Origin of the sequence: Candidatus Sodalis endolongispinus (genome assembly GCF_018777395.1) — a bacterium.
In the GTDB taxonomy this organism is placed as follows: Bacteria; Pseudomonadota; Gammaproteobacteria; order Enterobacterales; family Enterobacteriaceae; genus Sodalis_B; species Sodalis_B endolongispinus.
Map to the genome: position 1 here is coordinate 647,761 of NZ_JAFJYC010000001.1, position 16,153 is coordinate 663,913.

At 56.8% G+C, this 16,153-nt stretch carries 13 protein-coding genes and 3 pseudogenes; 12 read left to right on the forward strand and 4 right to left on the reverse strand.

Annotation, left to right across the window (positions count from 1 at the left end; all coding sequences use genetic code 11):
* The first annotated feature begins 11 nt into the window (after positions 1-11).
* From ftsN to rraA, 5 genes and pseudogenes are all read left to right on the forward strand, one after another.
* On the forward strand, positions 12-878 hold the full coding sequence (ftsN, locus tag JZM24_RS03195; RefSeq protein ID WP_215668540.1) for a cell division protein FtsN: 867 nt from the start codon (positions 12-14) through the stop codon (positions 876-878).
* A gap of 87 nt (positions 879-965) precedes the next feature.
* Positions 966-1,494: pseudogene (hslV, locus tag JZM24_RS03200) on the forward strand (ATP-dependent protease subunit HslV).
* Positions 1,495-1,505: 11 nt separating this feature from the next.
* Positions 1,506-2,824 (forward strand): annotated as a pseudogene (hslU, locus tag JZM24_RS03205) (ATP-dependent protease ATPase subunit HslU).
* 87 nt (positions 2,825-2,911) lie between these two features.
* A complete protein-coding gene (locus JZM24_RS03210) occupies positions 2,912-3,847 on the forward strand; it encodes a 1,4-dihydroxy-2-naphthoate polyprenyltransferase (RefSeq protein ID WP_215668541.1) in 936 nt (311 codons plus the stop codon).
* An 89-nt stretch (positions 3,848-3,936) separates the two neighbouring features.
* Positions 3,937-4,422, forward strand: a complete 486-nt coding sequence (gene rraA / locus JZM24_RS03215) for a ribonuclease E activity regulator RraA (RefSeq protein ID WP_215668542.1) — start codon at positions 3,937-3,939, stop codon at positions 4,420-4,422.
* A 199-nt stretch (positions 4,423-4,621) separates the two neighbouring features.
* Here rraA and zapB read toward each other — a convergent pair whose 3' ends face one another.
* Positions 4,622-4,861 carry a cell division protein ZapB gene (gene zapB / locus JZM24_RS03220; protein WP_074013146.1) on the reverse strand — a complete coding sequence of 80 codons (240 nt, stop codon included), beginning with the start codon at positions 4,859-4,861 and terminating at the stop codon, positions 4,622-4,624.
* A gap of 517 nt (positions 4,862-5,378) precedes the next feature.
* Here zapB and JZM24_RS03225 point away from each other — a divergent pair.
* The 3 genes from JZM24_RS03225 (at position 5,379) to glpX (ending at position 8,885) form a co-directional block, all read left to right on the forward strand.
* The gene (locus JZM24_RS03225; protein WP_215668543.1) at positions 5,379-6,242 is read left to right on the forward strand and encodes an MIP/aquaporin family protein; all 864 of its coding nucleotides are present in this window, start codon (positions 5,379-5,381) and stop codon (positions 6,240-6,242) included.
* A gap of 38 nt (positions 6,243-6,280) precedes the next feature.
* Positions 6,281-7,786: a glycerol kinase GlpK gene (gene glpK, locus JZM24_RS03230; RefSeq protein ID WP_215668544.1), complete on the forward strand. Its 1,506-nt coding sequence runs from the start codon at positions 6,281-6,283 to the stop codon at positions 7,784-7,786.
* A gap of 88 nt (positions 7,787-7,874) precedes the next feature.
* Entirely contained in the window at positions 7,875-8,885 is a 1,011-nt protein-coding gene (gene glpX / locus JZM24_RS03235; protein ID WP_215668545.1) for a class II fructose-bisphosphatase, read from the forward strand.
* A gap of 27 nt (positions 8,886-8,912) precedes the next feature.
* On the opposite strand, the gene emrD is transcribed toward glpX, so the two are convergent.
* Positions 8,913-10,088: a multidrug efflux MFS transporter EmrD gene (gene emrD / locus JZM24_RS03240; RefSeq protein ID WP_215668546.1), complete on the reverse strand. Its 1,176-nt coding sequence runs from the start codon at positions 10,086-10,088 to the stop codon at positions 8,913-8,915.
* Between the two features lie 381 nt (positions 10,089-10,469).
* Between emrD and fpr the strand changes: the two genes are divergently transcribed.
* The 3 genes from fpr (at position 10,470) to tpiA (ending at position 12,906) form a co-directional block, all read left to right on the forward strand.
* Positions 10,470-11,216, forward strand: coding sequence for a ferredoxin--NADP(+) reductase (fpr, locus tag JZM24_RS03245; RefSeq protein ID WP_215668547.1), 747 nt, complete (start codon positions 10,470-10,472; stop codon positions 11,214-11,216).
* A gap of 269 nt (positions 11,217-11,485) precedes the next feature.
* Positions 11,486-12,013, forward strand: a complete 528-nt coding sequence (locus tag JZM24_RS03250; RefSeq protein ID WP_312884992.1) for a DUF1454 family protein — start codon at positions 11,486-11,488, stop codon at positions 12,011-12,013.
* Between the two features lie 125 nt (positions 12,014-12,138).
* Positions 12,139-12,906, forward strand: a complete 768-nt coding sequence (gene tpiA, locus JZM24_RS03255) for a triose-phosphate isomerase (RefSeq protein WP_215668548.1) — start codon at positions 12,139-12,141, stop codon at positions 12,904-12,906.
* A 117-nt stretch (positions 12,907-13,023) separates the two neighbouring features.
* Here the strand turns inward: tpiA and JZM24_RS03260 are convergent, their stop codons facing one another.
* Both JZM24_RS03260 and pfkA read right to left on the reverse strand, forming a co-directional pair.
* A complete protein-coding gene (locus JZM24_RS03260; protein ID WP_215668549.1) occupies positions 13,024-14,004 on the reverse strand; it encodes a sulfate ABC transporter substrate-binding protein in 981 nt (326 codons plus the stop codon).
* A gap of 195 nt (positions 14,005-14,199) precedes the next feature.
* Positions 14,200-15,162: a 6-phosphofructokinase gene (gene pfkA, locus JZM24_RS03265; RefSeq protein ID WP_215668550.1), complete on the reverse strand. Its 963-nt coding sequence runs from the start codon at positions 15,160-15,162 to the stop codon at positions 14,200-14,202.
* A 499-nt stretch (positions 15,163-15,661) separates the two neighbouring features.
* Between pfkA and psiE the strand changes: the two are divergent.
* Positions 15,662-16,061: pseudogene (gene psiE, locus JZM24_RS03270) on the forward strand (phosphate-starvation-inducible protein PsiE).
* The last annotated feature ends 92 nt before the right edge of the window (positions 16,062-16,153 follow it).

Here is a 16,153-nt window from a genome sequence, read left to right on the forward strand (position 1 = left end):
GCGAAACGATAGTGGCACAAAGAGACTATGTAGGCCGTGGCAAGTCCTCGGGCACGCGGCGTAAAACGACCAACCGTAAAAAGAAACGTTCCTCCTCCGGCACGTCCAAAACGATGATCGCACTGGCGGCGGCCGTATTGATTACGTTTATTGGCGGTCTCTATTTCATTGCGCATAACAAATCGAAAGACGCGGTGATTGTGCCTAACCGCGGCAAAAACGCCGGCAGCGGGCTACCGCACAAGCCGGAAGAACGCTGGCATTATATCAAGGAGCTGGAAAATCGTCAGATTGGGGTACAGTCACCGACCGAGCCCACCGCGGGCGGCGAGGTGAACTCACCCGCGCAGCTGACCAATGAACAGCGCCAGTTGCTGGAGCAGATGCAGGCGGATATGCGCCGGGGACCGACGCACCTGAACGAAGTGCCCTATAACGATCAAAGTAAAACGGTGGGTGCGGTGCAAACGCGTCCGACGACCCAGGCACCGCGCAACCCTTTCAGTCAGCAACCTGTGCAGGCGCCACACCAGACGCCACCGGCTACCGTCGTGCCGCCGCCGGCGCGGCAAACCCCTGCGCCGGCGCCCATTCAGCCGGTGCAGAAGAGCGCCGAGGCAGGAGGGGCGAAAACGGCGCCCAAAGAGAAACCGCAGCGTTGGCTGGTCCAGTGCGGCTCGTTCAAGGCAATGGATCAGGCTGAGTCAGTGCGGGCACAGTTGGCATTCGCCGGCATTGAAAGCCGCATTACTACCGGCGGCGGCTGTAATCGCGTCCTGCTGGGCCCCTATTCCAGCCGTGCTGGCGCCGACAAGATCCTGCAGAGCGTGCGCGGTGCCGGGGTATCAAATTGCATCCCCGTTGCCGCCGGGGGTTGAAAACCCGGAATCCCACCCCATTTAATAGTTATCCTCGCCCCGTATTCTTTGCGGGGTGCTCACTATTTCCATTCCAAGGGGTTGCTCGTGACAACAATCGTCAGCGTACGCCGCAAAGGCCATGTCGTCATCGGTGGTGACGGACAGGCCACTCTGGGTAATACCGTCATGAAAGGTAACGTGCGCAAAGTCCGCCGCCTATATAATGACAAAGTTATCGCGGGCTTCGCCGGTAGCACCGCGGATGCCTTTACCCTGTTTGAAATGTTTGAACGTAAATTGGAAGTACACCAAGGCCATTTGGTCAAAGCCGCGGTTGAATTAGCTAAAGACTGGCGTACCGATCGCATGCTGCGCCGTCTCGAAGCCCTGCTGGCGGTCGCAAACGAACCAGACTCGCTCATTATCACCGGCAATGGTGACGTCATTCAGCCGGAAAATGATCTTATCGCTATTGGCTCCGGCGGCCCTTATGCCCAGTCGGCGGCGCGCGCTGTTGGAAAACACTGAACTGGGCGCCCGCGAGATCGTCGAAAAAGCGTTGGGAATTGCTGGTGATATCTGCATTTACACCAACCAGTTCCACACTATTGAAGAATTAACGTCCAAAGCGTAAGGATCCTGAAAATGTCTGAAATGACCCCACGGGAAATCGTCAGTGAACTCGATGGCTATATCGTCGGCCAGCATAACGCCAAGCGGGCCGTGGCCATCGCGTTGCGTAACCGTTGGCGTCGCATGCAACTGGACGAAGCGCTGCGCCATGAAGTGACACCGAAAAATATTCTGATGATTGGCCCCACCGGCGTCGGTAAGACGGAGATCGCCCGTCGCCTGGCAAAACTGGCCAACGCTCCGTTTATCAAAGTCGAGGCCACCAAATTCACCGAAGTCGGCTATGTCGGCAAAGAAGTGGATTCCATTATTCGCGATTTGACCGATGCGGCCGTCAAAATGGTGCGTCTGCAGTCCATAGAACAAAATCGTTTTCGCGCCGAAAAGCGGGTGCTGGACGTCCTGATCCCACCGGCCAAGAACAACTGGGGACAAGCGGAGGAGAGCGGCGAACCCTCCAGCGCGCGCCAAAATTTTCGTAAAAAGCTGCGCGAAGGTCAGCTGGATGAGAAAGAAATTGAAATCAATCTCGCCTCGGCGCCGATGGGCGTTGAAATCATGTCGCCTCCCGGCATGGAGGAGATGACTAATCAGCTGCAATCGATGTTCAAAAATCTGGCCGGCCAGAAACAGAAGCCGCGCAAGATAAAGATCAAAGAGGCCATGAAGCTGCTGGTAGAGGAAGAAGCAGCCAAACTGGTGAACCCGGAAGAACTGAAAGAGAAGGCGATCGAGGCGGTAGAGCAGCACGGTATCGTTTTTATCGACGAAATCGATAAGATCTGCAAACGTGACGAAGTGTCCGGGCCTGACGTCTCCCGGGAAGGCGTGCAGCGCGATCTGTTGCCGTTGGTGGAAGGTTGCACCGTTTCTACCAAGCACGGGATGGTAAAAACGGACCATATTCTGTTTATCGCCTCCGGCGCATTCCAGGTTTCCAGCCCGTCGGACCTGATCCACGAGCTGCAAGGCCGTCTGCCGATCCGCGTCGAGCTTGAAGCCCTGACCACCGACGATTTTGAGCGCATCCTAACCGAACCGAGCGCCTCGCTCATCACCAATATATCGCGCTGATGGCGACGGAAGGGGTGAGCATCACCTTCACCGAGGATGGCATCAAGCGGATCGCCGAAGCCGCCTGGCAGGTGAATGAGCGTAACGAGAACATTGGCGCCCGCCGTCTGCATACCGTTCTGGAGCGGTTAATGGAAGATATTTCCTATGACGCCAGCGAGGGGAACGGTAAAACTATTTCTATTGATGCAGATTATGTTCGCGGCCACCTGGATGAGTTAGTATCTGATGAAGATTTGAGCCGCTTTATCCTGTAACGCATTTCAGGGTAATCGACATCCGCAACGGGAGGCTCAGGCCTCCCTTTTTTTGGCACGCACGCCACCGTAGAGAAGAGTGCATACATGAGCGACACAGCAACACTCAGTCCGACAAAAGCCTGGAGGGTCAGCCTGCGGCTACGCACCCTGCCGCTGGCGCTCGCCTCCATTGTCACCGGCTCCGCGATAGCCGGCTGGCAGGGACAATTCCGGCCGGTGGTGGCGCTGTTGGCGCTATTGACCGCCTCCATGCTGCAGATCCTCTCCAACCTGGCCAACGATTATGGTGATGCGGTGAAAGGCAGCGACGACCGTGGCCGCATCGGGCCACTGCGCGGCATGCAGCTGGGGCTCATCTCTCGCGAGCAGATGAAATTTGCACTGCTCTTGGCGGTGGTATTGTCGTTATTGTCGGGCGCGCTACTGATTTTCGTCGCCTGCAACACCGCAGCGGATGTGTTCGGCTTTCTGTGCCTGGGCGTCTTATCGATTATCGCCGCCATCACCTATACCGTCGGCACCCGCCCCTATGGCTACATGGGACTTGGCGATTTGTCGGTGCTGATTTTCTTCGGCTGGCTAAGCGTGGGCGGCAGCTACTACCTGCAAACCGGCGCCTTCCACGCCGTGGTGATCTTACCCGCCACCGCTTGTGGCCTGCTGGCTGCGGCGGTGCTGAATATCAATAATCTGCGCGATATCGAAAGCGATCGTCTCAACGGTAAAAACACCCTGGCGGTGCGCCTGGGGCCCCAGCGGGCGCGTTATTATCACGTCTGTCTGCTGGCCGGCGCGGTGCTGTTCCTGGCGATTTTCGCCCTGCTGGAGATGCATAATCTTACCGGCTGGCTATTTTTGCTGGCGGTGCCGGCGCTGTATATGCAGGCGCGTTTCGTCCTGCACGAAACGGATCCTTCCGGCATCAGGCCGATGCTGGAAAAAACCGTCAAATGCGTATTGATCGTCAACATTTTGTTCGCGCTAGGCCTGCTGCTGTCCCTGACGCGGCTGCTTTTCTGACACGCATCAAGTTCGCCTTTGATGACTTTGGCAACTCTGCTGAGAACGCGATATACTTGCGTCTCCAGTGGCAAACCGACGTAAATCCTATGAAATACGATACCTCAGAATTATGTGACATCTATCAGGAAGACGTGAACGTTGTTGAGCCTCTTTTCACTAATTTTGGCGGCAGAACCTCCTTCGGCGGTCAGATCACGACCGTAAAGTGTTTTGAGGATAACGGTTTGCTTTACGATCTGCTGCAAGAAAACGGACGCGGCCGCGTCCTGCTGGTGGACGGCGGCGGATCGGTACGGCGGGCGCTCATTGATGCCGAACTGGGCAATCTCGCGGTGCAAAACGAGTGGGAAGGGATCGTGGTTTACGGCGCGGTGCGCCAGGTGGATGACCTGGAAGAGCTGGATCTGGGCATTCAAGCCATGGCCGCCACCCCGGCCGGCGCCGCCAGCGAAGGCATTGGTGAAAGCGATACCCGCGTCAATTTCGGCGGCGTCACCTTCTTTTCCGGCGATCATCTGTATGCTGACAACACCGGCGTTATCCTGTCCGAAGACGCGCTCGATCTGGAATAAGGGCTAGCGCCGCCGTGAACGTAACGCGTAGCATGGCGACGGCGGCGTCCCGTGGCTGCCCGGCGCACACGCTCAGGCGGCAGCACCCGCAGCGACGGGATGCCCGGCAGCAAACGCCGCCAGGGTCAGCCAGCCTGGCGCGGCTGACCTGACACGCAAGGCGATGCGCACACCGCCAGCAGGGAGAACGTCAGGGACGTCAGACTTCATCCATCTTGCTCAACAGGCCGCGCAAACGCTCTTGCCACACACTCTGTTCCTGTCTGAGCTGCTCGTTTTCGTTCACCAGTGACTCCCGGTTGCCCTGCGCCTGCTGCACTTCCTGGCTCAGGCTGTTGTTCTTTTCTTTCAGCTCTTCGATTTCCATTTGCAAAAGCGTGATGGTATCGATCGCCTGCTGGACTTTCGCTTCCAGTTTCTCAAATACTTCAAATGCCATTTGTTTCCCCTTAAAGACACAAGGCGTCTTGGTCAGTGGTCGCTACACACCCTTGTGTAACTCGATAAAGCCGACCGCCCAGGCGTGTTGCCGCTGCCCTATGCTGTGACTTATCCCGGATTTTAAGTAGCCTGCCTGCCCGTGTCCATACACATTGTCTCAATTAGGACATTAGACCTCCACCAACGCCACCGGTTCGCCCCCATGGTGGGATTTCGCGTTGCCGGCGGCTTTTTATCCAGCCGGCGGCGGCGGCGCTACCGTTTCCCTTTGTGACGGATGCCGGGTGCAATTTGGGTACTTAGCAGCGTAAGAAATGGGTGTTTAGGAACCAATTATTAAGCGAATACGCGCATTTTTATGACACGTCCCACACATTTAACGTTCGATATTTCTCGTTTTTGCTCGTTAACGATAAATTCACATTATAACTACATAAGTTATTACCCTATTCTCAATCAGTGACAGCTGTGTTGCATCAGCTAGGTTCAATACCGCTCAGCCACAGGAACCGTTTATGAGCCAATTAACATCACCGACAATCAAAGGGCAGTGCATCGCCGAATTCCTCGGGACTGGATTACTGATTTTCTTCGGTGCCGGCTGCGTCGCCGCCATGAAGCTGGCCGGCGCGTCGTTCGGTCAATGGGAGATCAGCATCATATGGGGTATGGGCGTGGCGATGGCGGTCTATCTCACCGCGGCCGTTTCCGGTGCGCACCTCAGCCCGGCCGTCACCATTGCGCTCTGGCTGTTCGCCAGCTTCGAGCGGCGTAAAGTCCTGCCCTACATCGTGGCGCAAATGCTCGGCGCTTTCTGCGCCGCGGCGCTGGTCTACGGCCTTTACTATAATCTGTTTTTTGATTATGAGCAGACACATCATATGGTTCGCGGCAGTGTCGAAAGTCTGGATCTCGCCGGCATTTTCTCGACCTACCCTAATCCGCATATTTCGGTAGCCCAGGCGTTTCTGGTCGAAATGGTCATTACCGCCATTTTGCTGTGCCTGATTCTGGCGCTGACCGACGACGGCAATGGCATCCCGCGCGGGCCCCTGGCGCCGCTGCTAATCGGGATTTTAATAGCGGTGATAGGGGCCTCGATGTGGCAGCTGACCGGCTTCGCCCTGAATCCCGCGCGTGATTTCGGCCCCAAAACCTTCGCCTTCCTGGCCGGCTGGGGCAAAGTTGCTTATACCGGCGGCCGGGAGATCCCATACTTCCTGGTGCCGCTGATTGCGCCGGTGGTCGGAGCCTGTCTGGGCGCCTTCGGTTATCGCGCATTGATTGGGCCGCATCTGCCCGGTCAACTGAGCGGTGAAGAGGCCGATGACGTCGCCGTCGCCCAGGGCCGCGCCACGCGTTCCGAGCCTAAAGCCTGATTTCCTTTGTTGAACGTTTACAATAGCGAGAAACTCTTATGCCATCAGAAAAAAAATATATCGTCGCGCTCGACCAGGGAACCACCAGCTCGCGCGCGATCGTGCTCGATCACGACGCCAACATTGTCAGCGTCTCGCAGCGGGAATTTAGCCAAATCTATCCTAAGCCGGGCTGGGTGGAGCATGACCCGATGGAGATTTGGGCCAGCCAGAGCTCGACGCTGGTGGAAGTGCTGGCGAAAGCGGATATCCGCTCCGATCAAATTGCCGGCATCGGCATCACCAACCAGCGTGAAACCGCGGTGGTATGGGATAAAGAGAGCGGGAAACCTATCTACAACGCCATCGTGTGGCAGTGCCGCCGTACTGCGGATATCTGCGAGAAGCTGAAACGCGATGGGCTTGAAGAGTATGTGCGCCACACCACGGGCTTAGTTATCGACCCCTATTTCGCCGGGACCAAAGTCAAATGGATCCTCGACCATGTGAAGGGCGCTCGCGAGCGCGGCGAATTACTGTGCGGCACCGTCGACAGCTGGCTTATCTGGAAAATGACCCAGGGACGGGTGCATGTCACCGATTACACCAACGCCTCGCGCACTATGCTGTTCAACATCCATAAACTGGAATGGGACGACCGCCTGCTGGATATCCTCGATATTCTGCGCGCCATGCTGCCCAAAGTGCGGCCGTCCTCGGAAATTTATGGCCAGACCAATATCGGCGGCAAAGGCGGCACCCGTATTCCCATCGCCGGTATCGCAGGCGATCAACAGGCGGCGCTGTACGGCCAGCTATGCGTCTCCCCCGGCATGGCGAAGAATACTTACGGCACCGGTTGCTTCCTGCTAATGAATACCGGCACCGAAGCGGTACAGTCGCGTCACGGCCTGCTAACCACCATCGCCTGCGGCCCGCGCGGCGAAGTGAATTATGCGCTGGAGGGGGCGGTGTTCGTCGCCGGCGCCGCCATACAATGGCTGCGCGATGAGATGAAGCTGATTAACAACGCCACCGACTCGGAATATTTCGCCAGCAAGGTGAAAGACACCAACGGCGTATACGTGGTGCCGGCCTTTACCGGCCTCGGCGCCCCGTATTGGGATCCCTACGCCCGCGGCGCCATCTTCGGTATCACGCGCGGCGTGAACGCCAACCACATCATCCGCGCGACGCTTGAGTCCATTGCCTTCCAAACGCGCGATCTTATCGAGTCCATGCAGGCGGATTCCGGCGAGCGGCTGAAAGCGTTACGGGTTGACGGCGGCGCGGTGGCCAATAATTTTCTGATGCAGTTCCAGTCCGATATTTTGGGGACCCGCGTCGAACGCCCGGAAGTCCGGGAAGTCACCGCTCTCGGTGCCGCTTATTTGGCGGGCCTGGCGGTCGGTTTCTGGAGCGATCTGGAGGAGGTGCGCAGTAAAGCGGTCATCGAACGCGAGTTCCGCCACGGTATCGAAACCACGGAGCGTAACTATCGCTATGAGGGCTGGAAAAAAGCGGTGGCACGCGCGCGGGCCTGGGAAGAACAGGACAAAGAGTAACGGTCGCCGTCCAGCACCTCCCCCCCGGCGGCGGCGGAGTGTGATAAACTGGCGGCAATTGTGCTTGTTAGGCCGTCAGGAAACCGTCATGAAACGTGAATTAGCCATTGAATTTTCCCGCGTCACCGAAGCCGCCGCCCTGGCCGGTTATAGCTGGCTGGGCCGCGGTGATAAAAACGCCGCCGATAACGCTGCGGTTCAGGCCATGCGCATTGTTCTAAATCAGGTGCCCATCAATGGCCGTATCGTGATAGGCGAAGGCGATATTGATGAGGCACCCATGTTGTACATTGGTGAAGCGGTCGGGACCGGCGCCGGCGCGGCGGTGGATATTGCCGTCGATCCTATCGATGGCACCCGCATGACCGCCCTGGGGCAGGCCAACGCTTTGACGGTGCTGGCCGTAGCGGAAAAAGGCGCGTTTTTACACGCGCCGGATATGTACATGGAAAAATTGGTGGTCGGCCCGGCGGCCCGGGGCGCCATCGATCTCTCCGCCCCGCTGGAGGATAATTTGCGCGCGGTCGCCAGCCGTCTGGGTAAAACCCTGTCGGAATTAACGGTGTCGTTGCTGGCCAAGCCGCGTCATGAGGCATGCATACAATCCCTGCAGCGGCTTGTGGTGCGGGTCTTCACCTTCCCCGATGGCGACGTCGCGGCGTCAATCCTCACCTGCATGCCCGATAGCGAAGTGGACGTGATGTATGGCATCGGCGGCGCGCCGGAAGGGGTGATCTCCGCTGCGGTGATCCGCGCCATGGATGGTGATATGCAGGGCCGCCTGCTGCCGCGTCATCGGGTGAAAGGCGACAGCGAGGATAACCGCCTGATAGGCACGGCTGAACTCGCCCGCTGCGCGGAGATGGGTATTATGGCGAATCAGGTGCTACGACTGGAAGAGATGGCACACAACGATAACGTCATTTTCTCCGCCACCGGCATTACCAAAGGAGACTTGCTGAACGGCATCACGCGTAAAGGCAATATTGCCACCACCGAAACGCTGCTCATCCGCGGCAAGAGCCGCACCATTCGCCGCATTACGTCGATTCACTATCTCGATCGCAAGGATGACGCGCTGCATCCTTTCATCCTCTGAGCGCCGGCCGGAGCGTCGGCGCGCGCCCTAGACAATCTCCGGCCTCTGGCGGTGCAGGGTTTGCGCCAGCGGCAGCCAGCACAGCAGGATCAGCATCCCCATGGCGAAGGTTATCATCCCCAGGCTGAACTGGCCTTGCTGCGGCAGCAGCGAGGAAAAGCCGGCAACGGCGCCTGAGCCTATATTTTGCAGGCCGCCGACCAGCGCGCCCGCGGTGCCGGCCAAATAGGGATAAGGCTCCATCGCGCCGGTAGTGGCCAGCGGAAACAGCATGCCGGCGCCGAAAAAGAACAGGCCGGCCGGCAACAGCAACGTCCAGAGCGTCATGATGCCGAACCAGGCCGGCAGCCACATCAATATCCCCGCCAGCAGGCAGCTCATTACCGCCCGCCACATCAGCGCGCTGAAGGGCTTGATTGCGCGCCCCGCATACCAGGCGCCCAAAAACGTGCCCGGCAGCGGCAGGATGAACAACAGGCTGACCTCTCGGCCCGTCAGCCCCATGCTGCCCAACAGCACGCCGCTGCTGGCCTCGAAGGCGACAATCCCCGACAGTCCGCCGACCAGCATCAGCAGATAGTGATTGAAGACCTTTTCGCTCAGCAGGCGCTTAAAACCGAGACTTCGGCCGCTGCCGACCGGGCGCTGCGGACGCATCTCCGGCAAACGCCCCCAGACCAGCAGACTGACGCTGCAGCTCAGCAGCAGCAAAAACGCGAAGCACGCGCGCCAGCCCAGCCAGTCTGCAAGTACGCCGCCTATCAGCGGCGCCAGTAGGGGACTTATCAAAATGCCCATATTGAGCAGACCGTTAGACCGCCGCAGCGAGCGGCCATCGCAGATGTCCCGCGGCAGCGTCCGCGCCATCACGCCGCCCACGCCGGTGCCGATGCCCTGGATACCGCAGGCAATCGTCATCATCGACAGCGATTGGCTCAGCATCGTTCCCAGGCAGAAGATAGCCATCCCGCTCAAGATGACCGGACGGCGCCCCACCCGATCGGAGAGCGGACCGTAAATAAGCTGCGAACCGCCATAGCACAGGAGATAGGCGGACATCAGCCGCTGTATCGCCCCTTCACGCACCATGAGATCACGGGCGATAAGAGGAATACCGGGTACATAAATGGTCTGCGCCATCTGCCCGACGGCCACCAAGGTAATTAATAACATCAACACGGACAACGCACGCGGGTTCATCATAGATATTACTTAGATAGCTGATTAATTCTGTGTATTGCTTGTTAATAGTGATATATACAGAACAATGGTTGATTTTCCGACATAAATACCACACTCAAGCTTTAAGTCCAGTTAATATCTTCATTATCCCAACCCTTGCGCTGTAATGTCCGGTGAACGGACGGTAAATTATTCTGTACGCGTCCTTGAATAACCGCTTACCGCGCCGCGGACTGGATGCGTTAACGAAATTAGCCGATAATGGCTCGTCCGCAGATGGGGAGTTCAGGCCGTGCGCCGAACGCCGACGCGTCCTGAAGGACAATTTCAGCCGCTGTGACAGAGTGGATTAACGCATGTCGACCGGGGAACGACCGGCAGGATCAAGGGGAGTTAAATACTATGGCTGAATGGGTATCGGGTAACGTGGTGCAGGTGAAGCACTGGACGGACAGTCTCTTTAGTCTCATCGTCCATGCGCCCGTCGACCCCTTTACCGCCGGACAATTCGCCAAGCTGGGGCTGGAAATCAACGGCGAAAAGATTCAGCGCGCCTATTCCTACGTCAACGCGCCGCGGAATAACAACCTGGAGTTTTACCTGGTTACCGTACCGGAAGGCAAACTCAGCCCGCCGCTGCATAGGCTACAGCCCGGCGATAATCTGATGGTGACCAAGGAAGCGGCGGGTTTCTTCGTGCTGGACGAGATCCCGCCCTGTGACAATTTGTGGATGCTGGCGACGGGTACCGCATTAGGGCCCTATTTATCGATTCTTGAGCAAGGCGAAGGGCTTGAACGGTTCAACTCGATTATTCTGGTGCACGCGGCGCGTTTTGCTCAGGATCTGAGCTATCTGCCGCAGATGCTGGAACTTCAGCAGCGTTTTAACGGTAAGCTGCGCGTCCAAACGGTGGTCAGCCGCGAACAGGTTCCCGGGTCGCTCACCGGACGCGTACCTGCCCTTATCGCCGACGGCTCGCTGGAAGCGGCGGTGGACCTGAGGCTGGAAGACGAAAATAGCCACGTCATGCTGTGCGGTAACCCGCAAATGGTGCGCGACACGCAGCAGCTGTTGAAAGACAGCCGCGGCATGCGCAAACATTTCAAGCGCAAGCCGGGCCATATGACCAGCGAGCATTACTGGTAATGGTGGCGACGGAGATAAAGGCCTGCAGGCCGCTGTCACGCCGTTCCGCCTGGCGGCTGGCGCTGCTGTGCGCGATGGCCATCGGCCCCACCGCCTACGGGGAAGAGGCGCCTGCCGCAGTGCACCGCCATCCCCCCGTTGCAGCTGCAAGCGCGCCGCCCCCTGCCGCCAGCGGTAGCGCTGCGCCACCCCCTGCCGCCATCGCAACAGGCACCAGCCACAGCGCCTCCCCTCTGCCCCCGGCAAGCGCACCCTCTGCCGCTAACGGCATCGCCGGGCCGCCGGCGCCAAACGGCACAGCCCAGACCGCCCCTTATCTGCTGGCCGGAGCGCCGACGTTCGATACCACGGTGACCAAATTCCGCGAACGGTACAACAGCCACAATCCGACCCTGCCCATTGGCGAGTTTCACGCTCTGGGAGGCCCGAGCGAACCGGCGAATCTCACCCGCGCCGCCAGTAAGATTAATGAAACCCTGTATGCCTCCACGGCGCTGGAAAAAGGTAGCGGCAAAATCAAAACGCTGCAGCTTACCTATCTGCCGGTGGAAGGCAGCACCGGAAAAGCCGCTCGCGCGACCGCCATCACCTATATGGCGGCGCTGCTGCGTGAGTTTAAACCGACGATAAGCGTGGAGCAAAGCACCGGGCGGGTGTTGGATCTGCTTAATCGCGGGCATGGTTCACGTTTTTTTCAACAACAGTGTGGCGCGCTGCGCTATGTGGTGGCGGACAATGGCGACAAGGGCCTGACTCTCGCCGTCGAACCCGTCAAACTCGCCCTGGCCGAGCCCTGATTCATGCACGATAAATGACAAAAAACAAAGCCACCCAAGTATTTCCTCTTTATACTGAGGTCAGGTAAAACTTGCCCCTAGGCAGTACTTTTCATCTCTCGCGTTCCCTGAATGGAGGAATAACAATGCGACATCCGTTAGTGATGGGTAATTGGAAACTTAATGGCAGCAAGCATGTGGTCAATGAATTGATCGCGGCGCTGCGCAACGAACTCAGCAGCGTCGTCGGTTGCGATGTCGCCATCGCACCGCCGGTGACCTATCTTGATTTGGCGAAACACCATCTGGGCGGCAGCCGGATTGCGCTGGGTGCGCAAAACGTCGACACCCATCTTTCGGGCGCCTACACCGGTGAAGTCTCCGCCGAAATGCTGAAAGATATCGGCGCGAAATATATCATCATCGGGCACTCCGAACGCCGCACCTATCATAAGGAAAGCGATGAGTTTATCGCCGAAAAATTCGCCATCTTAAAAGAAGCTGGCCTGATCCCGGTATTGTGTATCGGCGAAAGCGAAGCGGAAAACGAAGCCGGCCAAACCGAAGCGGTGTGCTCCCGTCAGATCGATGCGGTGCTTAACAGCCTGGGCGCCAAAGCGTTTGAGAATACCGTCATTGCCTACGAGCCCATCTGGGCCATCGGTACGGGCAAATCCGCGACGCCGGCGCAGGCGCAGGAGGTGCATAAATTTATCCGCGACCATATCGCCAAGCATGACGCGGCAATTGCTGAGCAGGTCATTATCCAATATGGCGGCTCGGTTAACGCCGGAAATGCCGCGGAGCTTTTCACACAACCGGATATCGATGGCGCCCTGGTCGGCGGCGCATCGCTGAAGGCTGACGCCTTTGCGGTGATCGTTAAGTCTGCAGCAGAAGCGAAACAGGCCTGATAGCTCAAGTCCGGCGAGGGGATAACGCAGCCCCTCGCAAAAGCACCGGGCCGGTCAAACGCTGACCGGCCCGGTGGTGTTTAACAGGTCAAACGTCGCATTGCCGCCCGTCTGTTTTCAGCGCTGGCTAATCTTATCGAAACTGCCTCCGCTGGCGAAATGCTCTTTTTGCACCTTGGTCCAATCGCCAAAAGTCTCAGCCAGGGTAAACAGCTTCAATGTTGGAAACTCTTTGGCAAATTCCTTGGCCACATTGGCGTCGCGCGGGCGATAATAGTTTTGCGCCGCGATACGTTGCCCTTCAGCCGAATAGAGATAGTTCAGATATGCCGTTGCCACATCGCGGGTGCCGCGCTTATCCACCACCGATACTGTTGGTTCAGCCAAAATCGACTCACTTGGGGTTATGACTTCAAACTGATCCTTGCTATTCAATTCATTGATTGCCAACAGCGCCTCATTTTCCCAAGCAATCAGCACATCCCCCTGGCCGCGCTCAACAAAGGTGTTGGTTGCGCCGCGAGCGCCGGAATCGAGCACTTCGACATTCTTGAACAGCGCCTTTACAAACGCCTGCGCTTTAGCCTGATCGTTATTGTTTTGGTGCAGTGCATAGCCACAGGCGGCCAAATAGTTCCAGCGCGCCCCGCCGGATGTTTTAGGATTGGGCGTAATAATCGATACGCCAGGTTTAATCAAATCGGACCAATCATGGATTTGTTTCGGATTGCCCTTGCGCACCAGGAATACGATAGTGGAGGTGTAAGGCGCGGAGTTGTCGGGCAGGCGTGTGATCCAGTTTTTATCGATGCGCCCACGCTCGGCAATAGCATCCACATCTGACTCCAGTGCCAGTGTGACCACATCCGCTTCGATGCCGTTAATGACGGAGGTCGCCTGTTTGCCGGAGCCACCATGTGACTGGCGCACCGTAACGTGATCGCCGGTTTTTTGCTGCCAGTACTGGCTAAACGCCTTATTGTATTGCTGATAGAATTCGCGGATAGGATCATAGGAAACATTTAGCAGCTGAATATCCTTAGCCACCACGCTTCCAGACAGCAACATAAGTAACACGCCGGCACGCCATTTGGACATCTTTCACTCCATCTGGAAATTTTTTGGAATTGGAAACGTTTTCTGCAGAGAGTGGCAGAAAAATTTAGCGAGCTAAAAGAATATAAACATAGTTTATATAACCAAAGAATATAATGAGATTTGTATGATGGCGGGGTGGGGTCGGGGGAGCTAGAGCACTTGCCCTCGGATCCGAGGGCAAGGCAACCGGCAACATCAGAACAGTTTTTTTGCTGTTTCCAGGATATCGCTGCGGAAAGGAAGTTTCATATTTTCAATGGCGTCGACGATGTCGTGATGCACCAGTCGCTCGTTTTGCACCCCGACACAGCGGCCGCCGTAGCCCTGCAACAGCAGTTCAATGGAGTACGCACCCATGCGTGAGGCTAAAATACGGTCGTAAGCCACCGGGATACCGCCGCGCTGGATATGGCCCAGTACGGTGGCACGGGTTTCCCGCCCCGTCTCTTTTTCAATATATTGAGCCAGCTCGGCAACATTACAAATATGTTCAGTGATCGCGACAATGGCGTGTTTTTTACCTTTAGCGATACCCGCCTTGATTTCGTAGACCAGGTCTTCCGGCTTAAATTCCACCTCAGGCAACACAATAAACTCGCAGCCGCCGGCGATAGCGGCCGCCATGGTCAGATCGCCACAATGCCGGCCCATGACCTCCACGATGGAAATACGTTGATGTGACGTAGACGTATCGCGCAGCCGGTCAATGGCCTCGACGACCGTTTCCAGCGCGGTGAAGTAGCCAATGGTGTAATCGGTGCCCGCCACGTCATTATCAATCGTGCCCGGCAGGCCAATGCAGGGGAAACCCATTTCGGTCAAACGCTTGGCACCCATATAGGAGCCGTCTCCGCCGATCACCACCAGCGCATCCAGGCCACGCTTGGTCATGTTCTCAATAGCGATGGCGCGGGTGCCTTCCTCTCGGAATTCTGGAAAACGGGCAGAACCGAGAAAGGTGCCGCCGCGGTTAATCATGTCCGAAACGCTATAACGATCCAGTTTCGCCATCCGATCCTGAAACAGGCCCAGGTAACCGTCGTAAATGCCGTAGACCTCCAGGCCCTCGGAAAGGCCGGCCCGTACCACGCCCCGGATGGCCGCATTCATGCCTGGTGAATCACCGCCGCTTGTCAGTACACCGATTTTTTTAATCATGACTACCTCTGAACTTAAGATACCGCTTGTAGAATACAATACGTTTGTTACCGCCTTTCCCACCCGCAACGGATGCCGGGGCGTGTGAAGAAAGAGTATAACAAATCGCCAAAGCTGAATTGATTCAGGTCAGACTACTTTCTATTACTCAGCTAATAAATACACGTTTTGCGGACTTTATCATACTGTAAAACGTGCATGGCCGCTTCCGCTTTAATGCGCAGCAACATTCACATCGGGGTGTGAAAAGCCGCTCCTGTCGGCGTTAATCGGCGCTAATAGGGTGTTACTTCGGTTCCTTTTTAGTACCAGTCACCCCCCCTGACCCCGCGTTATCCTCAAGGTTGGTTTACCACCCAAGCCGACCTTAATGGTTTAAACCGCGGTTAAACCAGATAGCCGTTAGGGTCATCAGCTCCTTTTTGTGACATACATCACACTGAAAAGCGTTATACTGCCGGAGATAACCCCGACAACGTTTATGCAGGGTAATGACACCATGATTTCTGGAACGCGTATTGCCGATGCACTGCAAATGGTTTTAAATATCGGCCTGGTATGTTTGAGTATGATATTGATTATTTTCCTGGGCTGGCCAAACCTACGATTTAGCGCGGGTGCTGCTCAACGCGGGCGAACAAAGTTCTACCTATCTGTTGATAGAGGGTATTGTCACCTATTTTCTCTACTTTGAGTTTATCGCCCTGATAGTGAAATATTTTCAGTCAGGATATCACTTTCCCCTGCGTTACTTTATTTATATTGGCATTACGGCCATTATCCGCCTCATCGTCGTCGATCATGAAAACCCGCTGGACACGCTGTGTTATTCAGCCGCCATTTTGATACTGGTAGTCACATTGTGGCTGGCGCATAGCTCTAGACTCATGCGCGAATAACGCCCGAACATTGAGCGGCCCTCTGCGACTGGTCCCCATCGCACCGCCGCCCTGCCCGGTTTTGCCATCGCTTTAGCGCAAAAAGCGACTTT